This is a genomic window from Microcystis sp. M_OC_Ca_00000000_C217Col (assembly GCF_007095585.1).
Taxonomy (GTDB): Bacteria; Cyanobacteriota; Cyanobacteriia; order Cyanobacteriales; family Microcystaceae; genus Microcystis; species Microcystis panniformis.
In genome coordinates this window covers 13,962-34,509 of record NZ_SFBV01000098.1, presented here as the reverse complement: position 1 = coordinate 34,509, position 20,548 = coordinate 13,962, and the positions used below count along the sequence as shown (strand labels likewise).

The following is a 20,548-nucleotide window of genomic DNA, read 5'->3' as shown; positions in this document are numbered from 1 at the left end:
AATCAGTAATCAGTAATCAGTAATCAGTAATCAGTAATCAGTAATCAGTAATCAGTAATCAGTAATCAGTAATCAGTAATCAGTAATCAGTAATCAGTAATCAGTAATCAGTAATCAGTTATCAGTTATCAGTTATCAGTTATCAGTTATCAGTTATCAGTTATCAGTTATCAGTTATCAGTTATCAGTTATCAGTTATCAGTTATCAGTTATCAGTTATCAGGAGATTATTTTGATTTATTCTCCCCACTTCATAATTCATGATTCATAATTCATAATTCATATACTTTTTCAACAGGATTTATTATTATGTCTAGTTTAACGGCAATTCGTGAACATATTTTTGCTTGGGGAAAACGCACCTATATCATGGGTGTTTTGAACGTTACTCCCGATAGTTTTAGTGATGGGGGAGAATTTGACAATGTTGAAAATGCCCTGCTACAAGCGATGAAAATGATCGAGGCTGGGGCTGATATAATCGATATCGGTGGTCAATCCAGCCGTCCGGGAGCGCAAGAAATTAGCCTAGAAGCAGAATTATCGCGAGTTATCCCCGTAATCACCGCTATTCGACAACAAAGTTCTATTCCTATCTCTCTAGATACCACTAGGGCGATTGTAGCAGCCCAAGGTATCGCCGCTGGGGCCGATTTGATCAATGATATTTCTGGGGGAACCTTCGATCGCCTATTATTGCCGACGGTGGCTAAATTGGCCGTTCCCATCATCCTCATGCACCTGCGGGGCAATCCGCAAACCATGCAATCCATAACACATTACGATAATTTAGTCAAGGAAATTAAAGAATTTTTACAGAATCGCGTTGAGGAAGCTTTACAGTGGGGTATTGCTAGGGAAAATATTATCATCGATCCGGGGATTGGTTTCGCCAAAACTGGGCGACAAAATCTTGAGTTATTGCGAGAATTAGGGCAATTTCGGGATTTAGATTTACCTATTTTAATTGGATTGTCGAGAAAACGCTTTATCGGCGAGATTACAGGCAAAGATGACCCAAAAGAACGAGTTTTCGGAACAGCGGCGGCCTGTGCTATAGCGATCGCTAAGGGGGCCGATATCCTGCGCGTCCATGATGTGGCTGCGATCGTAGATGTGAGGAAAGTGGTGGACGCAATCGAGCGAAGTTGAAAATTTTTGCTAGTCTTAGAATCATCCACAGTTCGATCGAAATTAGCGATGAATAGCCAACTAACCAGCGATCATTGTATGCTACCCGTGATTCGATCTCCCCGGGATTATCAAGTTTTTCGCATTAGCGCTGGGGATACAAATCGTTTAGCGATCGTCTTTGATTCTACCGTAGCGGGGGATTCCTTGACCGTCTGTGTGGAAATTTTCGATCCCCACGGTCGCACCCCTACCCATCGTCATCATTTTGCGGTAGAAATGTTTTTTATCCTCAAAGGGGAGGGAATGGCTATCTGTGATGGTAAACCGATTCCCCTAGGTCCAGGGGATAGTTTATTAGTCCGTCCCACGGGTATTCACGAGATTAGAAATGTGGGGGACGGAAGACTTTATGCACTATGTTTTATGGTTCCCAATGAGGATTTTTCGGAATTAATTCGCAATGGTATCCCAGAGGAGTTAGACGCAGAAGATTTAGAGGTGTTGATGGGAACTATTAAAGGATAATCAAGCAATATCATCCCTTAAATTTTGGCCTTTTTTTTCAGGAAAAGAGCGATTAAAAAGGTAAAGGTTCCTCCCAGAAGGCCGAAGATTAGCCAATTTAATCTTGGATAGCCTTTATTGATAGCGATGACTGTAGCAATGCCACCGATGAGACAATGCCAGAAAAAAAGCAACAAGAATAAATCTAAGCTCGGGGAAATATCAGCAATTAGTTTCATATTTTATCCGTAGAGCGATAGAGTGAATTGTTTAGATAGCAAATCTCTAGAATTTTTCCAATGACCGAATCCCTGACCCGATTTTATGTTTATTAACCTCTATAAGTATTTCTATTTTTTTGTCCAAGGCCATTTTGTTCCCATCTCGGTTAAAGCTGAAAAAACTAGATAGAGAATGAGAAAAGCAACACCAAAGAGAAAAGTCAATAAGTCGTTATTCATCGAGTTATCACTGATAGGTTAAAGGTCACTGATTCGCTGCTATTCATTTGTCCACTACTTAGCAATTACTGTTTTTCTAGACTGTTGAAACAGGTTTAATTATTGTTGCTGTTGTGCCAAATAGTTAAGCACTGTTTCCAGAGTTAATTCTAAGCGTTCCGAGATTTGTTTTGGGGTTAAACCGAGGTCTTGCAGGAGAGGAATCGTTTTCAATTTTTGCAAGTTTATTCCCTGTTCAATTCCCTGTTCAATTCCCTGTTCAATTCCATCTCCAAAAGCTTCTTGATAGAAACGAGTTTGTTTGAGGTCTTGTAGTTCTAACATAGCTTCTATTTCCTCTCGACTGCTGTTTTTCTAAACTGTTGAAACAGGTTTAATTATTGTTGCTGTTGTGCCAAATAGTTAAGCACTGTGTCCAGAGTTAATTCTAAGCGTTCCGAGATTTGTTGCGGGGTTAAACCGAGGTCTTGCAGGAGAGGAATTGTTTTCAATTTTTGCAAGTTCATTCCCTGTTCAATTCCATCTCCAAAAGCTTCTTGATAGAAACGAGTTTGTTTTAGGTCTTGTAGTTCCAACATAGCTTCAATTTCCTCTCGACTTTTTTGGGGTAACTTATAAATGATTATTGTTTCGATTAAATCAATGACATTTTTCTGCACTAAGCGATCGCTCACTTCTCTTTGAGCCTGTTTAATTAAAATCTTAGCAGAATTAACAGCTTGACTCTCACTTTCCGTAACCAATTTGACCATGGCGATCGCTAAGGAAGGAGTCTCGTCATTTGCCAATTCATCCAGATAGATTCTTTTAATCCTATCCAAGGATAACAAGTCGGCAAATTGCTGGGGATGTTCTCGCTCAATTTCTCGACTAGGATAAATAACAACTATCTGCCACGGTGACAAAGGTTTATACTGTCTAAGATACAGAAAAAGTTCCGAAAATAATCGATAATATAGGTCTTCATCCTTTTGAAACTGCACTTCTACCAGATAAAAGGGTGAATTTTCTAGATTATCGAGCGGCAAAAATAAACCATCCAATCGAAAAGCTAGTTGTTTGACTTCTTGGGAAGTAAATCGATAATTGCTAACGATAGCATCGGGTCGCTCAATTAATTCAAAGAACGAATCGGGAAAATCGAGAAACATTCGATAGAATATGCTGTCAGTTTTCATGCTGCCACAAAATTACCTGTAATTTCCGCTTAATCCGCCCACAAAAGAGAATTAACCTATGATCATCCCATCATTTCTGCAACCCGGTGCTAAAGTTTCTCTGGTGGCCACCAGTGGTGCCGTCAAGGAATTAGCCGCCCTCGAAAAAGGCGTAGAAATCTGGCGATCAAGGGGTTATCAAGTGGAATTTAGGGAGAATTGGGCTAATCGTCTCGGTTATCTCGCCGGTAGCGACGAGCAACGTCGTCAAGCTTTAGCCCAAACATGGCAAGATGCCGATTGTCAAGCAATTCTCTGCGCTAGGGGGGGTTACGGTAGCGCTCGCCTCTTAGAAAATTGGACATGGGCAAAAACTAACCCGAAATGGTTAATCGGTTTTTCCGACGTGACGGGGATTTTATGGAGTTTAGCAAAACAGGGCATTTGTAGCGTTCACGGTCCAGTTTTAACCACCTTAGCCCAAGAAAGTCCCCAATCAATTGATCGCCTCTTTTCTCTTCTGGAAGGTCGTCCTTTAGCCCCTCTTATTGGTCAAGGTTGGGGTGGGGGCAAAGTGCGGGGACGCTTATTACCGGCTAATTTAACCGTAGCCACCCATCTCCTCGGAACCTCGGTTCAACCCACCCTAGAGGGGGTAATTTTAGCCCTAGAGGACGTAACCGAGGCCCCCTACCGGATCGATCGAATGTTAACTCAGTGGCGAATGCTGGGCATTTTCTCGCAAATTAAAGCCATTGCTCTCGGTCGTTTTAGCCGTTGTCTGGCAGCCCCCGGTAGTGATAGTCAAACCGTAGAGGAAGTCTTAAAAGAGCGTTTGGGCGATTTAGGCATTGCGGTTATTGCTGAGTTACCTTTCGGTCATGATGGCGATAATGCCGCTTTACCGGTGGGAACAATGGTAGAACTGGACGGGGATCGGGGAATCTTAGAATTTTTCTATCCCTAATGAGCCACTTTTTTGATACTATCTTAGAGAAGTGTTAACAAATGTAACAAAAAATTAATTATAGATGAAAGTATTAGTTATCGGTGCGACGGGAACCCTAGGACGACAGATCGTGCGTCATGCCATCGATCAGGGACATCAAGTGCGTTGTTTGGTACGCAGTCAGAGAAAAGCGGCTTTTTTGAAGGAATGGGGCGCGGAATTAGTCGGGGGAACCCTACGGGATAAAAGTACAATTATTGCTGCTTTAGAGGGAATGGACGCGGTGATCGATGCCGCTACTGCCCGGGCGACGGACTCAGCCAGCATTAAACAGGTGGATTGGGATGGTAAAGTTAATCTGATTCAAGCGGCCAAAACCGCCGGAGTAGATCGCTTTATTTTCTTCTCGATTCTCAATGCCGAAAAATATCCCAACGTGCCTTTGATGGAGATAAAACGCTGCACCGAGAAATTTCTAGCAGAATCGGGTTTAAAATATACAATTCTCCGTCCCTGTGGCTTTATGCAGGGTTTAATCGGTCAATACGCCATCCCGATGTTAGATAATCAAACCGTCTGGATCACGGGAGAAAGTACAGCGATCGCCTACATGGACACCCAAGATATCGCTAAATTCGCCGTTCGCGCCCTAGAAGTCCCCGAAACCGTCGGTCAATCCTATCCCGTGGTCGGCAGCAAAGCTTGGAAAGCTGAAGAAATTATCGAAGTTTGCGAGCGCCTATCGGGTAAAGAGGGGAAAATTTGGCGTTTACCCATGGGATTACTGCGTTTTATGCGAGGAATAAGCCGTTGTTTCCAATGGACTTATAATATATCTGACCGACTAGCTTTTGCGGAAGTTCTCGCTAGTGGTCAAGCTCTTGATGCCCCAATGGCAGAAGTTTATCAAGTATTTGGCCTTGATCCGAGTCAAACAACTACTTTAGAATCCTATTTACAAGAATACTTTAGCCGCATTCTCAAGAAGCTCAAGGAAATCGACTTCGAGAAACAAAAAGCTCAGAAGAAGAAGAAAACCCCTTTCAAAAAGAAAGCGTGAACCAGCAGTAGGAAAATTTGTCAATGCCCAAAATCGGCATTATTTACAACGATATTAAGCCTATCGCTTGTAAAACAGCCCATCAGATACAAGATCAGCTACTTTCCCTAGGTTGGCAGGTGTTTATGGCTACCGGCAGCGGTGGTCTGCTAGGCCATTCTAAACCCTCTCGTCCCGTTTGTTTTACCCCGATCGATCAGTTAGTCCCCCCCCACTTCGAGCAAGATTTAAGTTTTGCGATCGTGTTGGGGGGCGATGGTACAGTCCTATCGGCGGCCCGGCAGTTGGCCACCCTCAATTTGCCCCTGTTAACGGTCAATACGGGACACATGGGCTTTTTGACCGAAATTTACCTAAATCAGCTTGAACCCGCCTTAGAACTGGTTCTAGAGGGGAAATACACCCTCGAAAATCGCTCGATGATCACGGTGCGACTGTTTCGCGAAGATACCCTCCTCTGGGAGGCACTTTCTCTCAATGAGGTGGTCGTCCACCGGGAACCCCTCACCAGTATGTGTCATTTTGAGATTCAAATTGGTGAACACGCACCCGTCGATATCGCTGCCGATGGGGTGATTCTCTCCACTCCTACCGGTTCTACTGCCTATGCTCTCAGTGCCGGTGGCCCGGTAATAACTCCCGATGTGCCGGTATTACAATTAGCTCCCATTTGTCCCCATTCTTTAGCTTCCAGGTCCTTGGTATTTTCTGACAAGGAAACTGTAAATATTTTCCCAGCAACTGCTAATCGGATGGTGATGGTAGTGGACGGTAATGGCGGTTCTTATATCTTGCCAGAAGATCGAATTAATGTGCAGAAATCGCCCCACCAAGTCCATTTTATTCGTCTGCAATCGACGGAATTCTTCCGCATCCTCCGGGAAAAATTGGGTTGGGGTTTGCCTCATATTGCTAAACCCACTTCGGTGGAATTACCTTAATCAGTTATCAGTTATCAGTTATCAGTTATCAGTTATCAGTTATCAGTTAAGTAGTCGGACATAAATTCTGTTGTCTATCTTAAGAAATGTAAATTGCCGCAATTCCTACTGACGACCGACTCCTTACCCCACAGTTAACTTTACTTTTATCCAACTACTTATCAGATGTGAGTTTTCAGTTGACTGATTACTGGTTACTGTTTACTGATCGCTGAATTTATGCTCTCTTTTCGTGCCAAAATAGCTTTTTATTTAGAGGATGTCACCACGGCGATCGGACTGACGGTAAATCTGCTTATCTTAGCATTAATTTTACTATCTTTGGGGATTTATGTGGCTCAAACCTATCCCTTATCCGCCACTTGGCAAATGTGGTTACGTCAGCTTGATTGGGGAATTTTAAGCTTATTTTCCCTAGAGTATTTAATTCGGTTTTGGTGTGCGGAATCAAAACTAGGCTTTGTTTTTAATATTTTTTCGATCCTAGATTTATTGTCAATTCTGCCCCTATTCTTTGGTTTTTTTGATATTAGGTTTTTTAGAATTTTTCGCTGGTTTAGAATTTTGCGAGTGATTCGTTTTTTTGGTTCCGATCTTTCTATTTTTCAAATTAAAACTTCCGATCAGATAGTATTTATTCGCATTTTACTAACTCTATTTTCGATTATTTTTGTCTATGCAGGTTTAATTTATCAGATCGAACACCCGATTAATCCCCAAGTCTATCGGACATTTTTTGATGCTTTTTACTTCGCCATTGTGACTATGACTACCGTGGGATTTGGGGATGTAACTCCCCTTTCCGATGGGGGCAAAATGGTGACAGTTTTAATGATTTTAACGGGAGTTTTGTTAATTCCCTTGCAGATTAGCGCTCTGACTAAACAACTATTAAAATCTGGCACTCAAATTGATTATCCTTGTCCAGATTGTGGTTTACCCCGTCACGATATAGATGCCAATTTTTGTAAAAACTGTGGGGCAGAACTCTTAAAAAAACCTGATTGAGACTAATTCGGGCGAAATTGAGGAGTCAGTATTCAGGAGTCAGTCCCGATGAAAAAATTTTCACCACCACAGATGAAAGAGGTTTCCTTCCCTACACCCTACACCCCGCACCCCCACACCCCACACCCTGCTCCCAATCCGTCTAAATGTTAAGTTAAGTATCGAAGAGCGGCCATTTCATCACCCAGTAGTAATATAATCACTGAGTTATCAATTTTGATCCTTGAGTATGACTGCATTCACCACAACCCCCACCCTTGCTAATTTGCCAGCCAGTGACAGCCGTAGCCGCGTCAGTGAATTTATGAAATCCCTACAGGATGAAATTTGTCGGGGATTAGAAGAAGTGGATGGACAAGCAAAATTTATCGAAGATAGTTGGCAACGGCCCGAAGGTGGCGGCGGACGTTCGCGAGTTTTGCGGGAAGGGGCAATTTTTGAACAAGCAGGGGTGAATTTTTCGGAAGTTTGGGGGAAAGAATTACCTCCTAGCATTGCTAAACAAAGGCCCGAGGCTGCTGGTCATCAATTTTATGCCACGGGAACCTCGATGGTCTTACATCCTCGCAATCCTTATATTCCCACGGTTCACCTCAATTATCGCTATTTTGAAGCAGGTCCGGTTTGGTGGTTTGGCGGTGGTGCCGATTTAACTCCCTACTATGCTTTTGAAGAAGATGCTAGTCATTTTCACCGCACTTTTAAACAGGTTTGCGACCAACATCATCCCGAATATTATCCCGTTTTTAAACGCTGGTGTGATGAATATTTTTATCTCAATCATCGTCAGGAAGCCAGAGGCATCGGCGGGATTTTCTTTGATTACCAAGACGGTTTAGACCCTCTCTATCGGGGTCCTTTTGCCGAAAGTGATGCCGCTATCTATTCAGAAAAATTATCTCCCCAACAACCCCGCAACTGGGAAGAAATTTTTAGTTTCATTAATGACTGTGGCCGAGCTTTTCTACCCGCTTATGTTCCCATTGTCCAGAAACGGCGCTCGACGGAATACGGTGACAGAGAACGTCAGTTTCAACTCTATCGTCGCGGTCGTTATGTAGAATTTAATTTAGTTTATGATCGTGGCACAATTTTTGGGTTGCAAACTAACGGTCGTACCGAATCAATTTTGATGTCTTTACCTCCTTTAGTCCGTTGGGAATACTGTTATCAACCTGCACCAAACACCCCAGAAGCAAAACTCTATGATGTCTTCCTAAAACCCCAAGATTGGGTTAATTGGCAAGGTTAAATCAGTTATCAGTGATCAGTTATCAGTTATCAGTGATCAGTTATCAGTTATCAGTTATCAGTTATCAGTTATCAGTGATCAGTTATCAGTTATCAGTTATCAGTGATCAGTTATCAGTGATCAGTTATCAGTTATCAGTTATCAGTTATCAGTTATCAGTGATCAGTGATCAGTGATCAGTTATCAGTTATCAGTTATCAGTTATCAGTGATCAGTTATCAGTTATCAGATTATAGTTTTAAGTGGACAGTGTTAGGTGAAAACTTCGCTAATTTCTTTTCACTGATTACTGTTCACTGATTACTGTTCACTGAAAATACTTCCCACACCCTTGTCAAGTAAATAAATCTAAAAATTTTGGCTAATTTTTGGACACCTCTCCATACTCGTCTGGAAACCACGGTGAAAAAGGGACAATTACTACCTAAAAATGCGTCTCTGTTAGTGGCATTGTCTGCGGGTCAGGATTCCCTCTGTTTAGGTCAATTATTGCTGGATTTGCGCTCTCGTTGGGGTTGGCAACTAGCGATCGCTCATTGTGATCACCGTTGGTCCTACGACGGAGGATTAGTGGATCATGTGCAGAAAATCGCCGAAATTTGGCAATTACCCGTTTATATTGCCACTGCACCCCCCATGGCGGAAACAGAAGCCAAAGCAAGACAATGGCGTTATCAAGCTTTACAAACAATCGCCCAAGAACAGGGTTTTAATTATCTTCTCACGGCACACACGAGGAGCGATCGAGCGGAAACTTTTCTTTATAATCTCACGCGCGGGGCGGGTAGTGATGGACTTTCTGCCTTAACTTGGTTGACAAGTTTAACCCCAGATATTTTTTTAGTCCGTCCCCTCTTAAATGTCACTCGCGGGGAAACTTTCGCTTTTTGTCAAAGTCGAGAATTACCGATCTGGTATGATCGAGCTAATGAGAATTTACGCTATGCTCGCAATCGCATCCGTCAGGAATTATTACCCTACCTGCAAACTAATTTAAATCCCCAAATCGAAAAACATCTCGCCCAAACTGCTGAAATTTTGGAAGCAGAAAGCGATTATTTAGATAGTATTGCCCGGGATATTTTTCGTCAGGTTATTGATCTAGATCAAAAAAGACTCGATCGCTCCCCTTTACAAATTTTACCTCTAGCGATACAAAGACGAGTGATTCGTTTATTTTTAGCTCAATATTTACCATCATCGCCTAATTTTGCCGAAGTTGAGTCAGTGGTTAATCTCATTACTGGTGTTAATCGCAATGCCACTTCTTCCTTAACCGGCAAAATTCGGGTAGAAGTACAACAAAATTGGCTATATATTAGTTATCAGTGATCAGTTATCAGTTATCAGATTACAGTTTTAAGTGGACAGTGTTAGGTGAAAACTTTCTTTTCACTGATTAAGTGGGTGGGTGGAATTAAATATAAGATGAACGTAGGTTGGGTTGAAGCATGAAACCCAACCCCCTTCGCTACTTTCTTTTCACTGATTACTGCTTACTGTTTACTGTTCACTGAAAAAACCCATCTCCCCATTCTAGTTATCTCTAGCTAACTTTTACAGCAATTGGTTTAAGAAGAAACTAAAATGGTAATACAATTAAACTAAGAATAAAATTGGCGGGGCATAATGAGCGAAACTAAAGTAATTAATCGAGAAAATTTACTGGTAAATCTCCGGCAACAACTACGCGCCGGACAACAGGAATTAGCCGATTGGCAAGGGGGAAAAATGGCCATTTCTGCGGTGCCGGGAGCGGGAAAATCTCACAGTTTAGCAGTAGCTGCCGCTATGGTTATTGCTCGTGAGCAACTGCACGCTAAAAAACAGTTAATTATTGTCACCTACACCCGCTCGGCTGCCGCTAGTATTAAAGCTAAAATTAAACAACGCTTGCAAGATTTACAGCTTTCTGCTCAAGGTTTTAGCGTTCAAACTCTGCACGGACTGGCCCTACAATTGGCCCGTCGTTACCCAGAATTATCGGCATTAGACCTCGAATCTTCTACCTTAGTTATTCCGACTCCTAGCCACAGAATTATTAGAAACTCGGTGGAAAAATGGCTAATTGCCGATCCAATTCGTTATCAAAAGTTATTAGAAGGAGTAGAATTTGATGGGGAAGAAACCGAAAGATTACGCCGTCAATCGGTGCTGAGAACCGAAATTTTACCTAGTCTTGCTTATGCGGCCATTCATGAGCTAAAAAGTTCGGGATTATCACCGCAGCAAGTCTGGGAATTAAGCCACTATACCGACGATAATTATCAAATTCTCGCTATGGCTAGTGGTTTGTACGAACAGTATGAAATCCTGATGCGTCAGAAAAACTATATAGATTATGATGACATGATTTTAGGAGCCTTGCGAGTATTAGAGGAAGAAAAAATTCGCCGACAATGGCAAAAATCTGTCTTTGGAGTCTTTGAAGATGAGGCGCAGGATTCTAGTCCTCTCCAAGAAAAACTAATTACTATTTTAGCAAAAAATAATGACGGAGAAATACCTAATTTAATTCGCGTCGGCGATCCCAATCAAGCGATTAATTCTACCTTTACTCCCGCCGATCCTGTTTACTTTAATTGGTTTTGTGAAAGTTGTCAAAACGAAGGCAATTTATCCACTATGAACCAAGCAGGTCGCAGCAATACTAAAATTATTGAAGCTGCTAATTTAGTGTTACAATGGGTCGATCGAGATTGGAAACAGGGAAAAGATAATCATAAAGTTACCGAGGCGCCTTTTCGGGTTCAAGCGATTCTTCCCGTCGGTGCTGAAGATCCCCAACCTAATCCAGTTAAAGAGGGAAAAGGATTAGAAATTTATCAACCCGATGACATTTATCAAACAGTAGAATTAATTGAAAAACGTCTAGTTAAATTACTCCAAGAAAATCCTCAACATAATGCCGCTATCCTCGTTAGAGAAAATCGACAAGGACACTTTTTTGCTCAAAAATTCGCCCATTTTTATAAAAGTTATCAAATCAGAATTTTTGAAGCTAACGAGATCGATCGCTTTTCCCAAATTCCCGCCGAAATGCTGAAACTATTAGCTTTTGTCGAACGTCCCCACTCTCCCGATTATCTCAAAGCGGCTTTAGAAGTGCTACAATTTAGGGGTTTAATTACTGCCCAAGACTTAAATCCTTTAGTTACCTATCCCGAACAATTTCTTTATCCCACTCCCCTCGATCCTGAACTGAAATCTAACGAAAAAATCGCCCGTCGTTATTGTTGCAGTTTACTAAAAGCTAGATTAGAATTACCCCATTATCAACTCCTGTCTTTTTTCGCTATGACTCTCCAATATTCGGGGTCAGAATTAGCCACATTGCAAAAATTAACCGCCCGTATTTATCAGGAAACTGCTGGTAATAGTTCTCTGAAAAATACAATTAATACCCTTAATGAAATTATCGCCTCTGAGCGCTTTGAAGGAGTGGAAGAAGATAACGACGATTGTTATACTCGTCCCGGACAACTGACTATTATTACTATGCACAAAGCCAAGGGTTTAGACTGGGATTATGTTTTTATTCCCTTTCTTCATGAAGATATTATCCCCGGCAAACCTTGGGTTCCCAATGGGGCGAAATTTTTGGGAGATTTTACCCTCGCAGAAGTGGCACGAGCGCAAATTCGAGCAGCGGTTCATCAACGCTATTTAAACCCCGACAGCATACCAATTATTCCCCCACCTTTAAGCGCTTGGTTAGAAGCTGGACAACTTAAAAAAGCTGAAGAATACCGACTTTTGTATGTAGCGATGACGCGAGCAAAAAGACTTTTATGGATGTCGAGTGAAAAAAAAGCTCCCTTCCGTTGGAACACTTTTCGCGGAGATGAAAGTAGTCAATTACAGGATAAAAATCCCTGTCCTGTCTTTCCTGTTTTAATCAATGCTTTCCCCGATTCTTTCTGTGTTTAACTGTTGCTGCAGCGTCCGCGGATAAAGAATTAGGAAGACAAACCACCAGAGGAGTATAGGAATAGATAGGAGTAGAGTTAACCAGAGACGCTGAGTTAAAAACCAACAGCCGGCAATCAGGGTAATTCCTGTCAATAAAATCGACCAAGGTTGACACCAACGGGGTTTGTGATCCCAAACGCTACTAGATTTCGAGTTAGACATTGGTTAAGGTTCGGTAATTTACTAACTCAATTTTAGAGCGATCGAGCTTAAAAAACGCTTGGGAAGACCGAAAGAGTAAAACATTACTCGATTTACTTATTTAAAAATAACTTCCCCCAATCATAGCCGCTAATAAAATAAAACCGACCCAAACATTTTGGCCGAACATTTGACCATAAACTGGTTTAGGTAAATCCGATTGACGTAACAGCCGGTATTGACGCCACCAAGCGATCGCCGCTAGACCCAACCCTAGCCAAAAAGAGGCTGATAACTGCATTTTTTGCCCCTCCCAAGCCAATAAACCCACTGTTAGGGCAAAAAAGACCCCCACGGCTTCCGGGGCGTATTTGCCGAAAAATATGGCACTGGAGTTAATACCAACCTTGAGATCATCCTCTCGATCGGACAGAGCATAAATAGTATCAAATGCCAATGTCCAAAAAATCACCGCTCCCCATAATATAAATGTATTGCTATTTAACGACCCGGTGACGGCACTCCAACAGATTAAAACGGCAAAACCCCAAGCGAGAGAAAGAACCAATTGGGGTACAGGAAAAAAACGCTTGGCGAGGGGATAGCAGATAATCAAGGGAACGGCGGCCACACATAGGCAAAAACTCAGGAAATTCAGATATAAAGCTAAAATTGCGGCGCAAAAGAAAGCAATCAGAGCGATAATCAAACCAACCTTGATCGATAAAGCTCTGGCCGCTAAAGGACGGTTACGAGTGCGATCGACTTGTGGATCGATATCCCGATCCCAAAGATCGTTAACCACACAGCCGGCGGCGCTAGTGGCCAAAGTTCCCAAAACGATCACCCCGATCAAGGGTAGCGGTGGCACACCGTCTGCCGCCAAAAATACCGCCCATAAAGCGGGAATCATCAAAATTAACCTACCTGCGGGTTTATCCCAGCGCAAGAGGCGAATAATCGTCATCCAAGTGGGTTCTAGATCGGGTTGGGATATAGTCATAATTTCTCGTAAAAAGTAGAAACTAGGAGTTAAGGGGGTGTGGGGTGTGGGGTGTAGGGTGTAGGGTGTAGGGTGTAGGGTGTGGGGTGTGGGGTGTAGGGTGTGGGAAGAATAAATAAAAATAATCTCCTGACGACCGGCTCCTGACTCCTGACTCCACCAATAAACTTTTTCAGCAAACCCTACTTACTTAACGGGATTACCAGCCCCAACTATTGGGAACGCCTTTAAATGGACCAACCACATCGGAGGTTATCCATCCCCCGTAAAAGTTGCCCGGTTGCGGTTGTACTAATTCACCGTCGGCATAACAAGCGGTCATTTTGGCAGGATAAAAAGCCAGATAATTCTTAATTGCCTGAAACTCTGGTGTCGGGTCTGGATAATACCAAGCGGCGTTAATTGCCTGTTGGTCGCCAACAGTGATATTGTAATATCCCGCTAGACCTTTCCACTCACAAAAAGACTTTTCTGCTGTGGCTTGCAGGTATTCCATTTTAATATCTTGGGGCGGTAGATAATAAACTGGGGGATGACTGGTTTCTAGAACTCGATAACTGCTTTTAGTATCGGCAATTATCACGCCATTAAAGATAATTTTTAGGTGTTTAGGTGATAATTCTAGGCGCGGGGGACGAGGATAATCCCAGACGGATTCCTGTCCTGCTTTTGCTGGTATCGGTTGGGGACGAAACATAATTTTTCTTATCGTATTCTCCGAGTCAGTTCACTGTTTACTGTTTACTGCTCACTGAAAAGAGTTTTCTCAGGGTTTCCACTCGTTCTCGATTGACATTTAAATCCGATTCTCCTAAGCGGGAGGCCGAGCGAACATCGATCGCATTTTTGCTAGGATTAAGAGAAAATTCCAGATCATCGACAAATCCCATCCATTGACTGCTAAATTCGGCGTAGAGATAGTTACTATCTTGGTTAATAATTTTAGTTCTCGGTTGGGAAGCGATAATTTTAGCTAATTGCTCGATCGCTTTTTCCCCGCTACCCTGATAACTAAGGGGTTCGATCGCATGAGCCTGATCCTGACTCTGACTACTAACACAATTAGGAGTGACCGGACAAGGAGCCAGTTTACCCTCCCTGACTCCCAAATAATCGGGACGAGTACCGGCGAATAAACTAACGCTATCGGGAGCAATTAACCTAATTCCTAGCCAGATGAGCAGTATTCCTAGGAAAATAAACGGGGTTAGCCGGAAAGATTTTTTCACCGTGTTGGGAGTTTCAGTCATGCTAGTCTTACAGAATCACTTCAATTAACTTAACATTGATAGGTGTGACAATATCAGGAGATAGAATAAGATGTTTCTCGATGAATTACAACCCGTTGTTAAAGAACTGATTCAACAACCGATCGCTTTTTTCGGTGGTTTTGCCTCTGGATTACTGCGCTTGAAACTCTCGGACGATCCCCTCAAAAAATGGTTAGAACAGCAGGGATTAGTCAGTTTTAACGACAATAATCAGGATAATGGCAACGGTCCCCAGTCGATCTCGATCGATTAGGGATCAGGGGTTAGCTGTTGGGGGTGAGGGTATTCTCCCATCCCCAAAACCCCCCGCTTACCACCCCATCAGCTTAACTTGTTGCTGAAAGTAGATAAATTTCCTCGGCTACTCGTTTTAAGCGTCTTAATTGCGCTTCCATATCCTTTTTAGTCCATTTGGCGGCGAATTGCTGGAATCCCCACCCCACAACCGGATTAGGAATCGCAAACTCAAAACGATTGATTAGACAAGTGCCGCCATCATTGGGTTGACATTCCCAGCGATCGCATCCGCGAAAAAAGCCTTCAAATTGCCAGACAATTAACCCCGGTTCCCTCTCAATCACCGTACTTTTTAGCGTTGGCTGAATTAGGGGAATTTGAATCAAAAAACGACTTCTCCCACCGATATCGGTCTTCCAATCCCCGATAGGTTCACAAACTAACAATGGATTCAACCAACGACGCATTAACTCTAAATCCGTGATACAACGCTCCACCGTCGTGGCACTAGCTTTAATCTGAATTGATTGTTCAAATACTTGACAAGATGACATTGATCTGCTTATAAATTACTGGCTGGAATTAAATATAAGATGAACGTAGGTTGGGTTGAAGCATGAAACCCAACGCCTGCATGGGTTACGCTACCGCTAACCCATCCTACAAATAATTGTGCCTCCCTACTTAAATTACTGGCTGAGAATTATCGGTAGTCGGACAAAAATAAAGTTAACTGTGCAGACAAGGCAACAGTAAGGGTTTTGTACTTGGTTACATTTCTTAACATAGTCTTGTTTATAGCCTTTCTCATCAAGATGAAGTGTAACCTAATTTGCTATGGACGACCGGCGATCGACTCCCCAAAACGAAAACTTCCTACCTCATCATTAAGATAACTGCTCTCAAGCTCATTTTTTCACTAGCTTGAGCAACTCTTGAAAACGTTGGCGTAATCTCTCAATATTAGCCGATTTCCCGCCATAACTCCAATCAACGTAGGCGCGAGCAATCTCCGGACCCTAACGAGGGTTGGCTGAATATTACTGGAAGCCTGACTACAAAAGGATTTGACTGATAGTTAGCAAGCACTAATTAATTTACTTGTTGAATAAAAAATCATTAACTGTAACAATATTGGGCTCTTCGTTACTTGTTATGGTTCGATAGGGGGGGCATAAATCGACTAAATCCTTATCTGGCAAGAGACTTAATTGATTAGTTCGCTCTAGAGCAAAACCAATTGACAAAAATCGCTAAATGCCTTTCTCTATAAGGGTTCCATCCCTTATAACCCCCGTCCATTGCATAACACAAACCGAAGAGCCCTAATTAATTTACTTGTTGATGTGTAAACGAGGTCTATACTGATAGTTTCTTCTTTCAAAATAGTCCTAAAAGTCTTGCCCAGTAAGCATTTAACCTTACATAAGCAAAAATTATCACACAAAGTCGAGAAGAGCCAAAAATCATTAACTGTAACAATATTGATAGACAGAAAAGGATGTAAAATGAGTAAATCTTGATCTCCTGTAATGATCGATTCTGCTTGACCATTAACGGCTAATTCTAAATATTTATTATCTTTAGTATCTCGGCAAATATCCGTTCTGAATTCCATATTTAAAATAAATTCCACAGTTTCCGAAAAGTCTAATAAAAATTGTTGACGTTCTTCAAGACTAATATAGCGGCCAAATTTTGGTCGCGATAAGACGCTTTCCAGTTCTTGCCAAGTGGCAGAGGACACGATAATGATTCCTAATTGTTGCGCTTTTTTAAAAGCAGTATTGGGTTTACTCTTGGGCGATAAAACAGAACTGATAATAATATTGGTATCGATAACAAAGCGTCTAGTCATCTTCATTTAAGAGAGATTCTAAAATTTCAGGGGTTAATCCTCTCTCTTGTGCTTTTTGTCCAATATTATCCATAGTTTTATATAATTTGTCCAGAGATTCTTTTCTAGATAAATTTGAAGATTGAACATAAAAAGCGATTTTTTTCTCTATTTTTTGACGCTCTTCTTCCGTTGCATTCCAATAAGTTTCAGCAACATCTAAAGGAACTTTGATTCGGATTTCTGTTTGATAGTTTGTCATAATTATATTTTCTTAGTTTAGTAGTAAGTAGTCATGCAAAATTAATTACCTGCCCGATCGAGCTAAAACCCTTACGGGGCAATGATCGTCATGTGTAAATAATTTTGCCTAGGTACTTAAAGAAATTTAGTCGAAATTAATAGCCTCCCTTCCGCCAGCGTTACAGTCTAGAAGTTTCAGTTACTCTAGCGCATTGTTAAACTGATTGTCAAGTTTAGTTACTCTCAATTTAATATCTGTAATTTACTTTGGTTGCGAAAAACCAGCACCGACAGTATAAGCGCCGGGAAAAAATTTTTTGTAAAGATTGGTTATAGCTTGAGTCAGGTTTGGGTAATTGGCGCTAGGATTATCGGAGGATTTTCTTTCGGCACTGGTAGAAAACAATTAGGAGGATTTATGATCCCAGTTAATGAGGCTCAACAAAAGTTGCAGGACTTGATTGATTCAGTGACTGTTTCCCACGAACCCATTATTATTGAGGGATGCGATGGTAATGCAGTTTTGCTATCTCAAGGGGATTGGAAATCGGTACAAGAAACGTTATATCTCCTCTCAATTCCGGGGATGCGAGAATCAATTCGGGAGGGACTGGCAACGCCGGTTGAAGAATGTGCTGAGGAGCTAGAATGGTGAGGTGGAAATTGGTTTACACCAAACAGGCGCAGAAAGACGCTAAGAAGCTTAATTCTAGTCATTTAAAAAATAAAGCGCAGATGTTACTTGACATTCTTCAGGTCAATCCATTCCAAAATCCCCCGCCTTAGGAAAAGTTAGTGGGAGATTTGAATGGTGTGTACTCTCGGCGAATAAGCATTCAGCATCGTCTTGTGTACGAAGTTATTCAATCTGAGGGTATAGTTAAAATCCTGCGGATGTGGACACATTATGAATAGCGTTAAGACATCGTTAAATCTAGGATTTGCTGAAAAACTTTTTCGGCAAACCCTAACTATAGGCTCAAGCTCACTTTTTCACCAACTTGACAAATTCTCGAAAACGTTGGCGTAAACTCTCGATATTAGCCGATTTCCCGCCATAACGCCAATCAACGTAGGCGCGAGCAATCTCCTCGATAATATTCGCCACTGGCGGCGGTTGGACGCGGCGGGCGGCGGCGGCGTATTCTAAAGGGGTTTGAGCGGGATGTTTACCATAACCGGCTTCTGTTAAGATTCCTAACATTTGCTGGTATAAACGCTCGATTGGTGGTAGTTTTGCTAACTTGCGACCCCGACGCCAACGATGGAACTGTCCCCATCCTAACCAACCAGCGTAAGCGAAGACGACCCCCACTAAACCACCGAGAATTCCCCCGAAAAGACTGCCGGAAATAAAGCGCCATAACCAGGCCAATAACTGACCGATAGTAACGATAACATTTTCCCAAATCAGACCGAGAAAACCCGTTACTGGAGAGGGCAACCATCCGGCTACCCATTGCCAAAATTGCTTGAGGACGCTAAAAGGTTCCGCTTGCTCAAAGGATGGGGGAATTAATTCGTGGCCCGGGATAGGATCGAAATTGTACCAACCGTAACCGGGGAAAAACACCTCTGTGATGGCGTAAGCGTCCGTATTTTGGACAACATAAAAGCCAGTGAAAGGATTAAACTGGCCAGGGGCAAAACCAGTGGCTAATCGGGCAGGAATACCGATCGAGCGTAACATAATCGTTAACACGGTGGAAAAATGATCGGCGTAACCCCCCTGAAAACGAAATAAAAAGGCCGAGACTAAATCCTCATTTTCGGCTAAAAAGGGCAAATCGGTTTTTAATTCGTAGTTTTGCTTCAATGCTTGGGCTAAATATAGGGTCTTCTCGTAGGGAGAGGTTAAAGGTTTGGGAGATTTGGCCAGCAATTCCTCGGTTTTTCGGCGGACTTTCGGGGCAATTTCGGCAGGAATTTGTAAATAATGCTTGAGAATAGACTTAGGGTAGGTTTCTGGAGCCGATCGCAGTTGGCTGCGATTGCGTTCCGGCACTTGTGAGATTACAGTATAAGTTAGCCCTTCTGCTAATCCTCCCGGCGACCTTAAGCTATTTTCTCGGTCTAAAGATACCTGTCGAGTGGGAAAAAAGAGAAACTGGGGCGAAGTAAGAGCAGGGATAATATTCGGTAAACTGGAGACAATGCTGTAAGTTTGGACTACCTGATGGGTTTTGGCTTGGGTTGCAGGTAGCGGCACAAAAAAGCGATAGGACCAACTACTGCGATTTAAATCCTCTAATTCTTGATCTCGCGAGATTTGCCACCCTTGACCAGTATAGCGATCAAAGGCCATGGCGCGCCAGAATCCGGGAGCTTGAGAACGTACCCGCATGACTGTCTGGGGAGTCATACTTCCCCGCAAATTTTGGTTGATTTGGCTGTTAAAACCGTAATAAAAGGTAGAATCTAACTGTCCTGACCCTGTAGTGGGACTATTACCGCCATTTACGCCACCATTCCCCGTTTCACCCTCGCGCACATAGCCGGGGTTAACGATTTGTCGGTCTCCCTGTTCAAAATCCTGATTTTCCATACCTCCTGGACTATTGACGGGAAAAGATTGAATTTGATAACCAGGAAAACGCGGCATCAGGGCAAAAATTGTCAATCCCAAGAGGACAATTGTCAGAAAGAAAATCCCGAAACGTTTGGGAGAAAGGGGAGAATTTTGTGGGGAAACTAATTTTTTTGTAGCTAGACGGGGGGGTTTCTTTGCCAAGAAAGGGAGACTCTGATTGAGATTATCTAAACCTAAACGAGAACGATAGTCTAAAACTAGGGTAGGTAGGGATAAAAGCAGAAAGAGGATTAACCAAGGCGCAAAAGCAAGGGTTTGAGAGATTGTCCCGGCGACTCCCAAGAGAATTAAACCGATTACCATAGAATAACCTAAGTCTTTGCGTCGGGGCAGGTCAAAACTATGGAGAATTTGTAATTGAATTAATAATTGTGTTAGAGCAATGCGACTATCCTGCATCGCAACGATATTACCCAAGAATAGCGCCAACACTACCAACATTCCGATCGCTATACAGAATTTTGCCCCAATATTGCGCTTTTTCCTGCGTCGCCAACTCCAGATTCCGCCGATAATACTGAGAGGAACGGCCCAAATACTGGTATAACTATCAGTAGCCACATCGGTGGCGATAATACCGACGATTACTAAAGCTTGCACCAGAATTCTTAAAATAATCGATTCCTCGGTTTCTGGCAAGGGAGAAGATTCTATCTTTTGCCAGAGGGTTTTTAAGGAAGGTCTTGGACGAGCGGCACTGCTAACCATAGGGTAAATTGGGAGAAGGACAAAGAAGTTAATTTTATATTTCCCAGTTTTAATCTCGATCGCTCCATGGGGTAAAGTGG

General features: G+C 42.4%; 23 protein-coding genes and 2 pseudogenes. 14 read left to right on the top strand and 11 right to left on the bottom strand.

Features of this window, described 5'->3' with window-relative positions; translation table 11 throughout:
* Positions 1 to 309: 309 nt before the first annotated feature.
* Together folP and EWV66_RS05685 are read left to right on the top strand one after the other, a co-directional pair.
* Positions 310 to 1,152, top strand: a complete 843-nt coding sequence (folP, locus tag EWV66_RS05690) for a dihydropteroate synthase (RefSeq protein ID WP_052275742.1) — start codon at positions 310 to 312, stop codon at positions 1,150 to 1,152.
* Between the two features lie 48 nt (positions 1,153 to 1,200).
* Entirely contained in the window at positions 1,201 to 1,659 is a 459-nt protein-coding gene (locus EWV66_RS05685; RefSeq protein ID WP_002758047.1) for a cupin domain-containing protein, read from the top strand.
* Between the two features lie 17 nt (positions 1,660 to 1,676).
* On the opposite strand, the gene EWV66_RS05680 is transcribed toward EWV66_RS05685, so the two are convergent.
* From EWV66_RS05680 to EWV66_RS05670, 3 genes are all read right to left on the bottom strand, one after another.
* Positions 1,677 to 1,877 (bottom strand): hypothetical protein, encoded by a 201-nt coding sequence (locus EWV66_RS05680; RefSeq protein WP_052275743.1) that lies wholly within the window; start codon positions 1,875 to 1,877, stop codon positions 1,677 to 1,679.
* A 321-nt stretch (positions 1,878 to 2,198) separates the two neighbouring features.
* Positions 2,199 to 2,423, bottom strand: a complete 225-nt coding sequence (locus EWV66_RS05675) for a hypothetical protein (protein WP_052275744.1) — start codon at positions 2,421 to 2,423, stop codon at positions 2,199 to 2,201.
* Between the two features lie 53 nt (positions 2,424 to 2,476).
* A complete protein-coding gene (locus tag EWV66_RS05670; RefSeq protein WP_052275745.1) occupies positions 2,477 to 3,277 on the bottom strand; it encodes an Rpn family recombination-promoting nuclease/putative transposase in 801 nt (266 codons plus the stop codon).
* A 58-nt stretch (positions 3,278 to 3,335) separates the two neighbouring features.
* Here EWV66_RS05670 and EWV66_RS05665 point away from each other — a divergent pair, with 58 nt between their 5' ends.
* From EWV66_RS05665 to EWV66_RS05625, 9 genes are all read left to right on the top strand, one after another.
* The gene (locus tag EWV66_RS05665) at positions 3,336 to 4,223 is read left to right on the top strand and encodes a S66 peptidase family protein (RefSeq protein WP_052275746.1); all 888 of its coding nucleotides are present in this window, start codon (positions 3,336 to 3,338) and stop codon (positions 4,221 to 4,223) included.
* Between the two features lie 64 nt (positions 4,224 to 4,287).
* Positions 4,288 to 5,265, top strand: coding sequence for an SDR family oxidoreductase (locus tag EWV66_RS05660; RefSeq protein ID WP_052275747.1), 978 nt, complete (start codon positions 4,288 to 4,290; stop codon positions 5,263 to 5,265).
* A 23-nt stretch (positions 5,266 to 5,288) separates the two neighbouring features.
* Positions 5,289 to 6,206, top strand: coding sequence for an NAD(+) kinase (locus tag EWV66_RS05655; protein ID WP_002765357.1), 918 nt, complete (start codon positions 5,289 to 5,291; stop codon positions 6,204 to 6,206).
* A 219-nt stretch (positions 6,207 to 6,425) separates the two neighbouring features.
* Positions 6,426 to 7,214: an ion transporter gene (locus EWV66_RS05650; protein WP_052275748.1), complete on the top strand. Its 789-nt coding sequence runs from the start codon at positions 6,426 to 6,428 to the stop codon at positions 7,212 to 7,214.
* Positions 7,215 to 7,443: 229 nt separating this feature from the next.
* Positions 7,444 to 8,466: an oxygen-dependent coproporphyrinogen oxidase gene (hemF, locus tag EWV66_RS05645; protein ID WP_052275749.1), complete on the top strand. Its 1,023-nt coding sequence runs from the start codon at positions 7,444 to 7,446 to the stop codon at positions 8,464 to 8,466.
* Complete coding sequence (locus tag EWV66_RS05640; RefSeq protein ID WP_287107266.1) at positions 8,454 to 8,642, top strand: hypothetical protein; 189 nt, start codon at positions 8,454 to 8,456, stop codon at positions 8,640 to 8,642. The genes hemF and EWV66_RS05640 overlap by 13 nt, the downstream gene beginning before the upstream one ends.
* Positions 8,632 to 8,766, top strand: a complete 135-nt coding sequence (locus tag EWV66_RS05635) for a hypothetical protein (protein ID WP_287107267.1) — start codon at positions 8,632 to 8,634, stop codon at positions 8,764 to 8,766. The genes EWV66_RS05640 and EWV66_RS05635 overlap by 11 nt, the downstream gene beginning before the upstream one ends.
* 57 nt (positions 8,767 to 8,823) lie before the next feature.
* The gene (tilS, locus tag EWV66_RS05630) at positions 8,824 to 9,798 is read left to right on the top strand and encodes a tRNA lysidine(34) synthetase TilS (protein WP_072923532.1); all 975 of its coding nucleotides are present in this window, start codon (positions 8,824 to 8,826) and stop codon (positions 9,796 to 9,798) included.
* A gap of 297 nt (positions 9,799 to 10,095) precedes the next feature.
* Positions 10,096 to 12,396, top strand: a complete 2,301-nt coding sequence (locus tag EWV66_RS05625) for an ATP-dependent helicase (RefSeq protein WP_052275751.1) — start codon at positions 10,096 to 10,098, stop codon at positions 12,394 to 12,396.
* Here EWV66_RS05625 and EWV66_RS05620 read toward each other — a convergent pair.
* The 4 genes from EWV66_RS05620 to EWV66_RS05605 all read right to left on the bottom strand — a co-directional run bounded on the left by EWV66_RS05620 (position 12,361) and on the right by EWV66_RS05605 (position 14,832).
* Positions 12,361 to 12,600 carry a DUF6737 family protein gene (locus EWV66_RS05620; protein ID WP_016514583.1) on the bottom strand — a complete coding sequence of 80 codons (240 nt, stop codon included), beginning with the start codon at positions 12,598 to 12,600 and terminating at the stop codon, positions 12,361 to 12,363. The two genes, EWV66_RS05625 and EWV66_RS05620, sit on opposite strands and share 36 nt — an antisense overlap.
* Positions 12,601 to 12,700: 100 nt before the next feature.
* Positions 12,701 to 13,582 (bottom strand): 4-hydroxybenzoate solanesyltransferase, encoded by an 882-nt coding sequence (locus EWV66_RS05615; RefSeq protein WP_287107268.1) that lies wholly within the window; start codon positions 13,580 to 13,582, stop codon positions 12,701 to 12,703.
* A 199-nt stretch (positions 13,583 to 13,781) separates the two neighbouring features.
* Positions 13,782 to 14,279, bottom strand: coding sequence for a DUF427 domain-containing protein (locus tag EWV66_RS05610; RefSeq protein ID WP_004163102.1), 498 nt, complete (start codon positions 14,277 to 14,279; stop codon positions 13,782 to 13,784).
* A gap of 37 nt (positions 14,280 to 14,316) precedes the next feature.
* Complete coding sequence (locus tag EWV66_RS05605; RefSeq protein ID WP_287107269.1) at positions 14,317 to 14,832, bottom strand: DUF1499 domain-containing protein; 516 nt, start codon at positions 14,830 to 14,832, stop codon at positions 14,317 to 14,319.
* A 70-nt stretch (positions 14,833 to 14,902) separates the two neighbouring features.
* Between EWV66_RS05605 and EWV66_RS05600 the strand changes: the two genes are divergently transcribed.
* A complete protein-coding gene (locus EWV66_RS05600) occupies positions 14,903 to 15,106 on the top strand; it encodes a ssl0294 family protein (RefSeq protein ID WP_002762986.1) in 204 nt (67 codons plus the stop codon).
* A 73-nt stretch (positions 15,107 to 15,179) separates the two neighbouring features.
* On the opposite strand, the gene EWV66_RS05595 is transcribed toward EWV66_RS05600, so the two are convergent.
* The 3 genes and pseudogenes from EWV66_RS05595 to EWV66_RS05585 form a co-directional block, all read right to left on the bottom strand.
* The gene (locus EWV66_RS05595; RefSeq protein ID WP_002762988.1) at positions 15,180 to 15,644 is read right to left on the bottom strand and encodes an SRPBCC family protein; all 465 of its coding nucleotides are present in this window, start codon (positions 15,642 to 15,644) and stop codon (positions 15,180 to 15,182) included.
* Positions 15,645 to 16,552: 908 nt separating this feature from the next.
* Positions 16,553 to 16,954: pseudogene (locus tag EWV66_RS05590) on the bottom strand (putative toxin-antitoxin system toxin component, PIN family); the annotation flags it as partial.
* On the bottom strand, positions 16,941 to 17,189 hold the full coding sequence (locus EWV66_RS05585; protein ID WP_052275753.1) for a hypothetical protein: 249 nt from the start codon (positions 17,187 to 17,189) through the stop codon (positions 16,941 to 16,943). The gene EWV66_RS05585 and the pseudogene EWV66_RS05590, both read right to left, overlap by 14 nt.
* A 318-nt stretch (positions 17,190 to 17,507) precedes the next feature.
* Between EWV66_RS05585 and EWV66_RS05580 the strand changes: the two genes are divergently transcribed.
* Together EWV66_RS05580 and EWV66_RS05575 are read left to right on the top strand one after the other, a co-directional pair.
* Positions 17,508 to 17,825, top strand: coding sequence for a type II toxin-antitoxin system Phd/YefM family antitoxin (locus tag EWV66_RS05580; RefSeq protein WP_287107271.1), 318 nt, complete (start codon positions 17,508 to 17,510; stop codon positions 17,823 to 17,825).
* Positions 17,819 to 18,085, top strand: a pseudogene (locus EWV66_RS05575) (Txe/YoeB family addiction module toxin). The gene EWV66_RS05580 and the pseudogene EWV66_RS05575 overlap by 7 nt, the downstream one beginning before the upstream one ends.
* Positions 18,086 to 18,155: 70 nt before the next feature.
* Here the strand turns inward: EWV66_RS05575 and EWV66_RS05570 are convergent.
* The gene (locus EWV66_RS05570) at positions 18,156 to 20,468 is read right to left on the bottom strand and encodes a transglutaminase TgpA family protein (RefSeq protein WP_287107272.1); all 2,313 of its coding nucleotides are present in this window, start codon (positions 20,466 to 20,468) and stop codon (positions 18,156 to 18,158) included.
* Positions 20,469 to 20,548: the final 80 nt, after the last annotated feature.

Bases quoted from the DNA above. Each gene is read 5' to 3' on its own strand.
- folP (WP_052275742.1), top strand. From the start codon at position 310: ATGTCTAGTTTAACGGCAATTCGTGAACATATTTTTGCTTGGGGAAAA.
- EWV66_RS05685 (WP_002758047.1), top strand. From the start codon at position 1,201: ATGAATAGCCAACTAACCAGCGATCATTGTATGCTACCCGTGATTCGA.
- EWV66_RS05680 (WP_052275743.1), bottom strand. From the start codon at position 1,877: ATGAAACTAATTGCTGATATTTCCCCGAGCTTAGATTTATTCTTGTTG.
- EWV66_RS05675 (WP_052275744.1), bottom strand. From the start codon at position 2,423: ATGTTAGAACTACAAGACCTCAAACAAACTCGTTTCTATCAAGAAGCT.
- EWV66_RS05670 (WP_052275745.1), bottom strand. From the start codon at position 3,277: ATGAAAACTGACAGCATATTCTATCGAATGTTTCTCGATTTTCCCGAT.
- EWV66_RS05665 (WP_052275746.1), top strand. From the start codon at position 3,336: ATGATCATCCCATCATTTCTGCAACCCGGTGCTAAAGTTTCTCTGGTG.
- EWV66_RS05660 (WP_052275747.1), top strand. From the start codon at position 4,288: ATGAAAGTATTAGTTATCGGTGCGACGGGAACCCTAGGACGACAGATC.
- EWV66_RS05655 (WP_002765357.1), top strand. From the start codon at position 5,289: ATGCCCAAAATCGGCATTATTTACAACGATATTAAGCCTATCGCTTGT.
- EWV66_RS05650 (WP_052275748.1), top strand. From the start codon at position 6,426: ATGCTCTCTTTTCGTGCCAAAATAGCTTTTTATTTAGAGGATGTCACC.
- hemF (WP_052275749.1), top strand. From the start codon at position 7,444: ATGACTGCATTCACCACAACCCCCACCCTTGCTAATTTGCCAGCCAGT.
- EWV66_RS05625 (WP_052275751.1), top strand. From the start codon at position 10,096: ATGAGCGAAACTAAAGTAATTAATCGAGAAAATTTACTGGTAAATCTC.
- EWV66_RS05620 (WP_016514583.1), bottom strand. From the start codon at position 12,600: ATGTCTAACTCGAAATCTAGTAGCGTTTGGGATCACAAACCCCGTTGG.
- EWV66_RS05615 (WP_287107268.1), bottom strand. From the start codon at position 13,582: ATGACTATATCCCAACCCGATCTAGAACCCACTTGGATGACGATTATT.
- EWV66_RS05610 (WP_004163102.1), bottom strand. From the start codon at position 14,279: ATGTTTCGTCCCCAACCGATACCAGCAAAAGCAGGACAGGAATCCGTC.
- EWV66_RS05605 (WP_287107269.1), bottom strand. From the start codon at position 14,832: ATGACTGAAACTCCCAACACGGTGAAAAAATCTTTCCGGCTAACCCCG.
- EWV66_RS05600 (WP_002762986.1), top strand. From the start codon at position 14,903: ATGTTTCTCGATGAATTACAACCCGTTGTTAAAGAACTGATTCAACAA.
- EWV66_RS05595 (WP_002762988.1), bottom strand. From the start codon at position 15,644: ATGTCATCTTGTCAAGTATTTGAACAATCAATTCAGATTAAAGCTAGT.
- EWV66_RS05585 (WP_052275753.1), bottom strand. From the start codon at position 17,189: ATGACAAACTATCAAACAGAAATCCGAATCAAAGTTCCTTTAGATGTT.
- EWV66_RS05570 (WP_287107272.1), bottom strand. From the start codon at position 20,468: ATGGTTAGCAGTGCCGCTCGTCCAAGACCTTCCTTAAAAACCCTCTGG.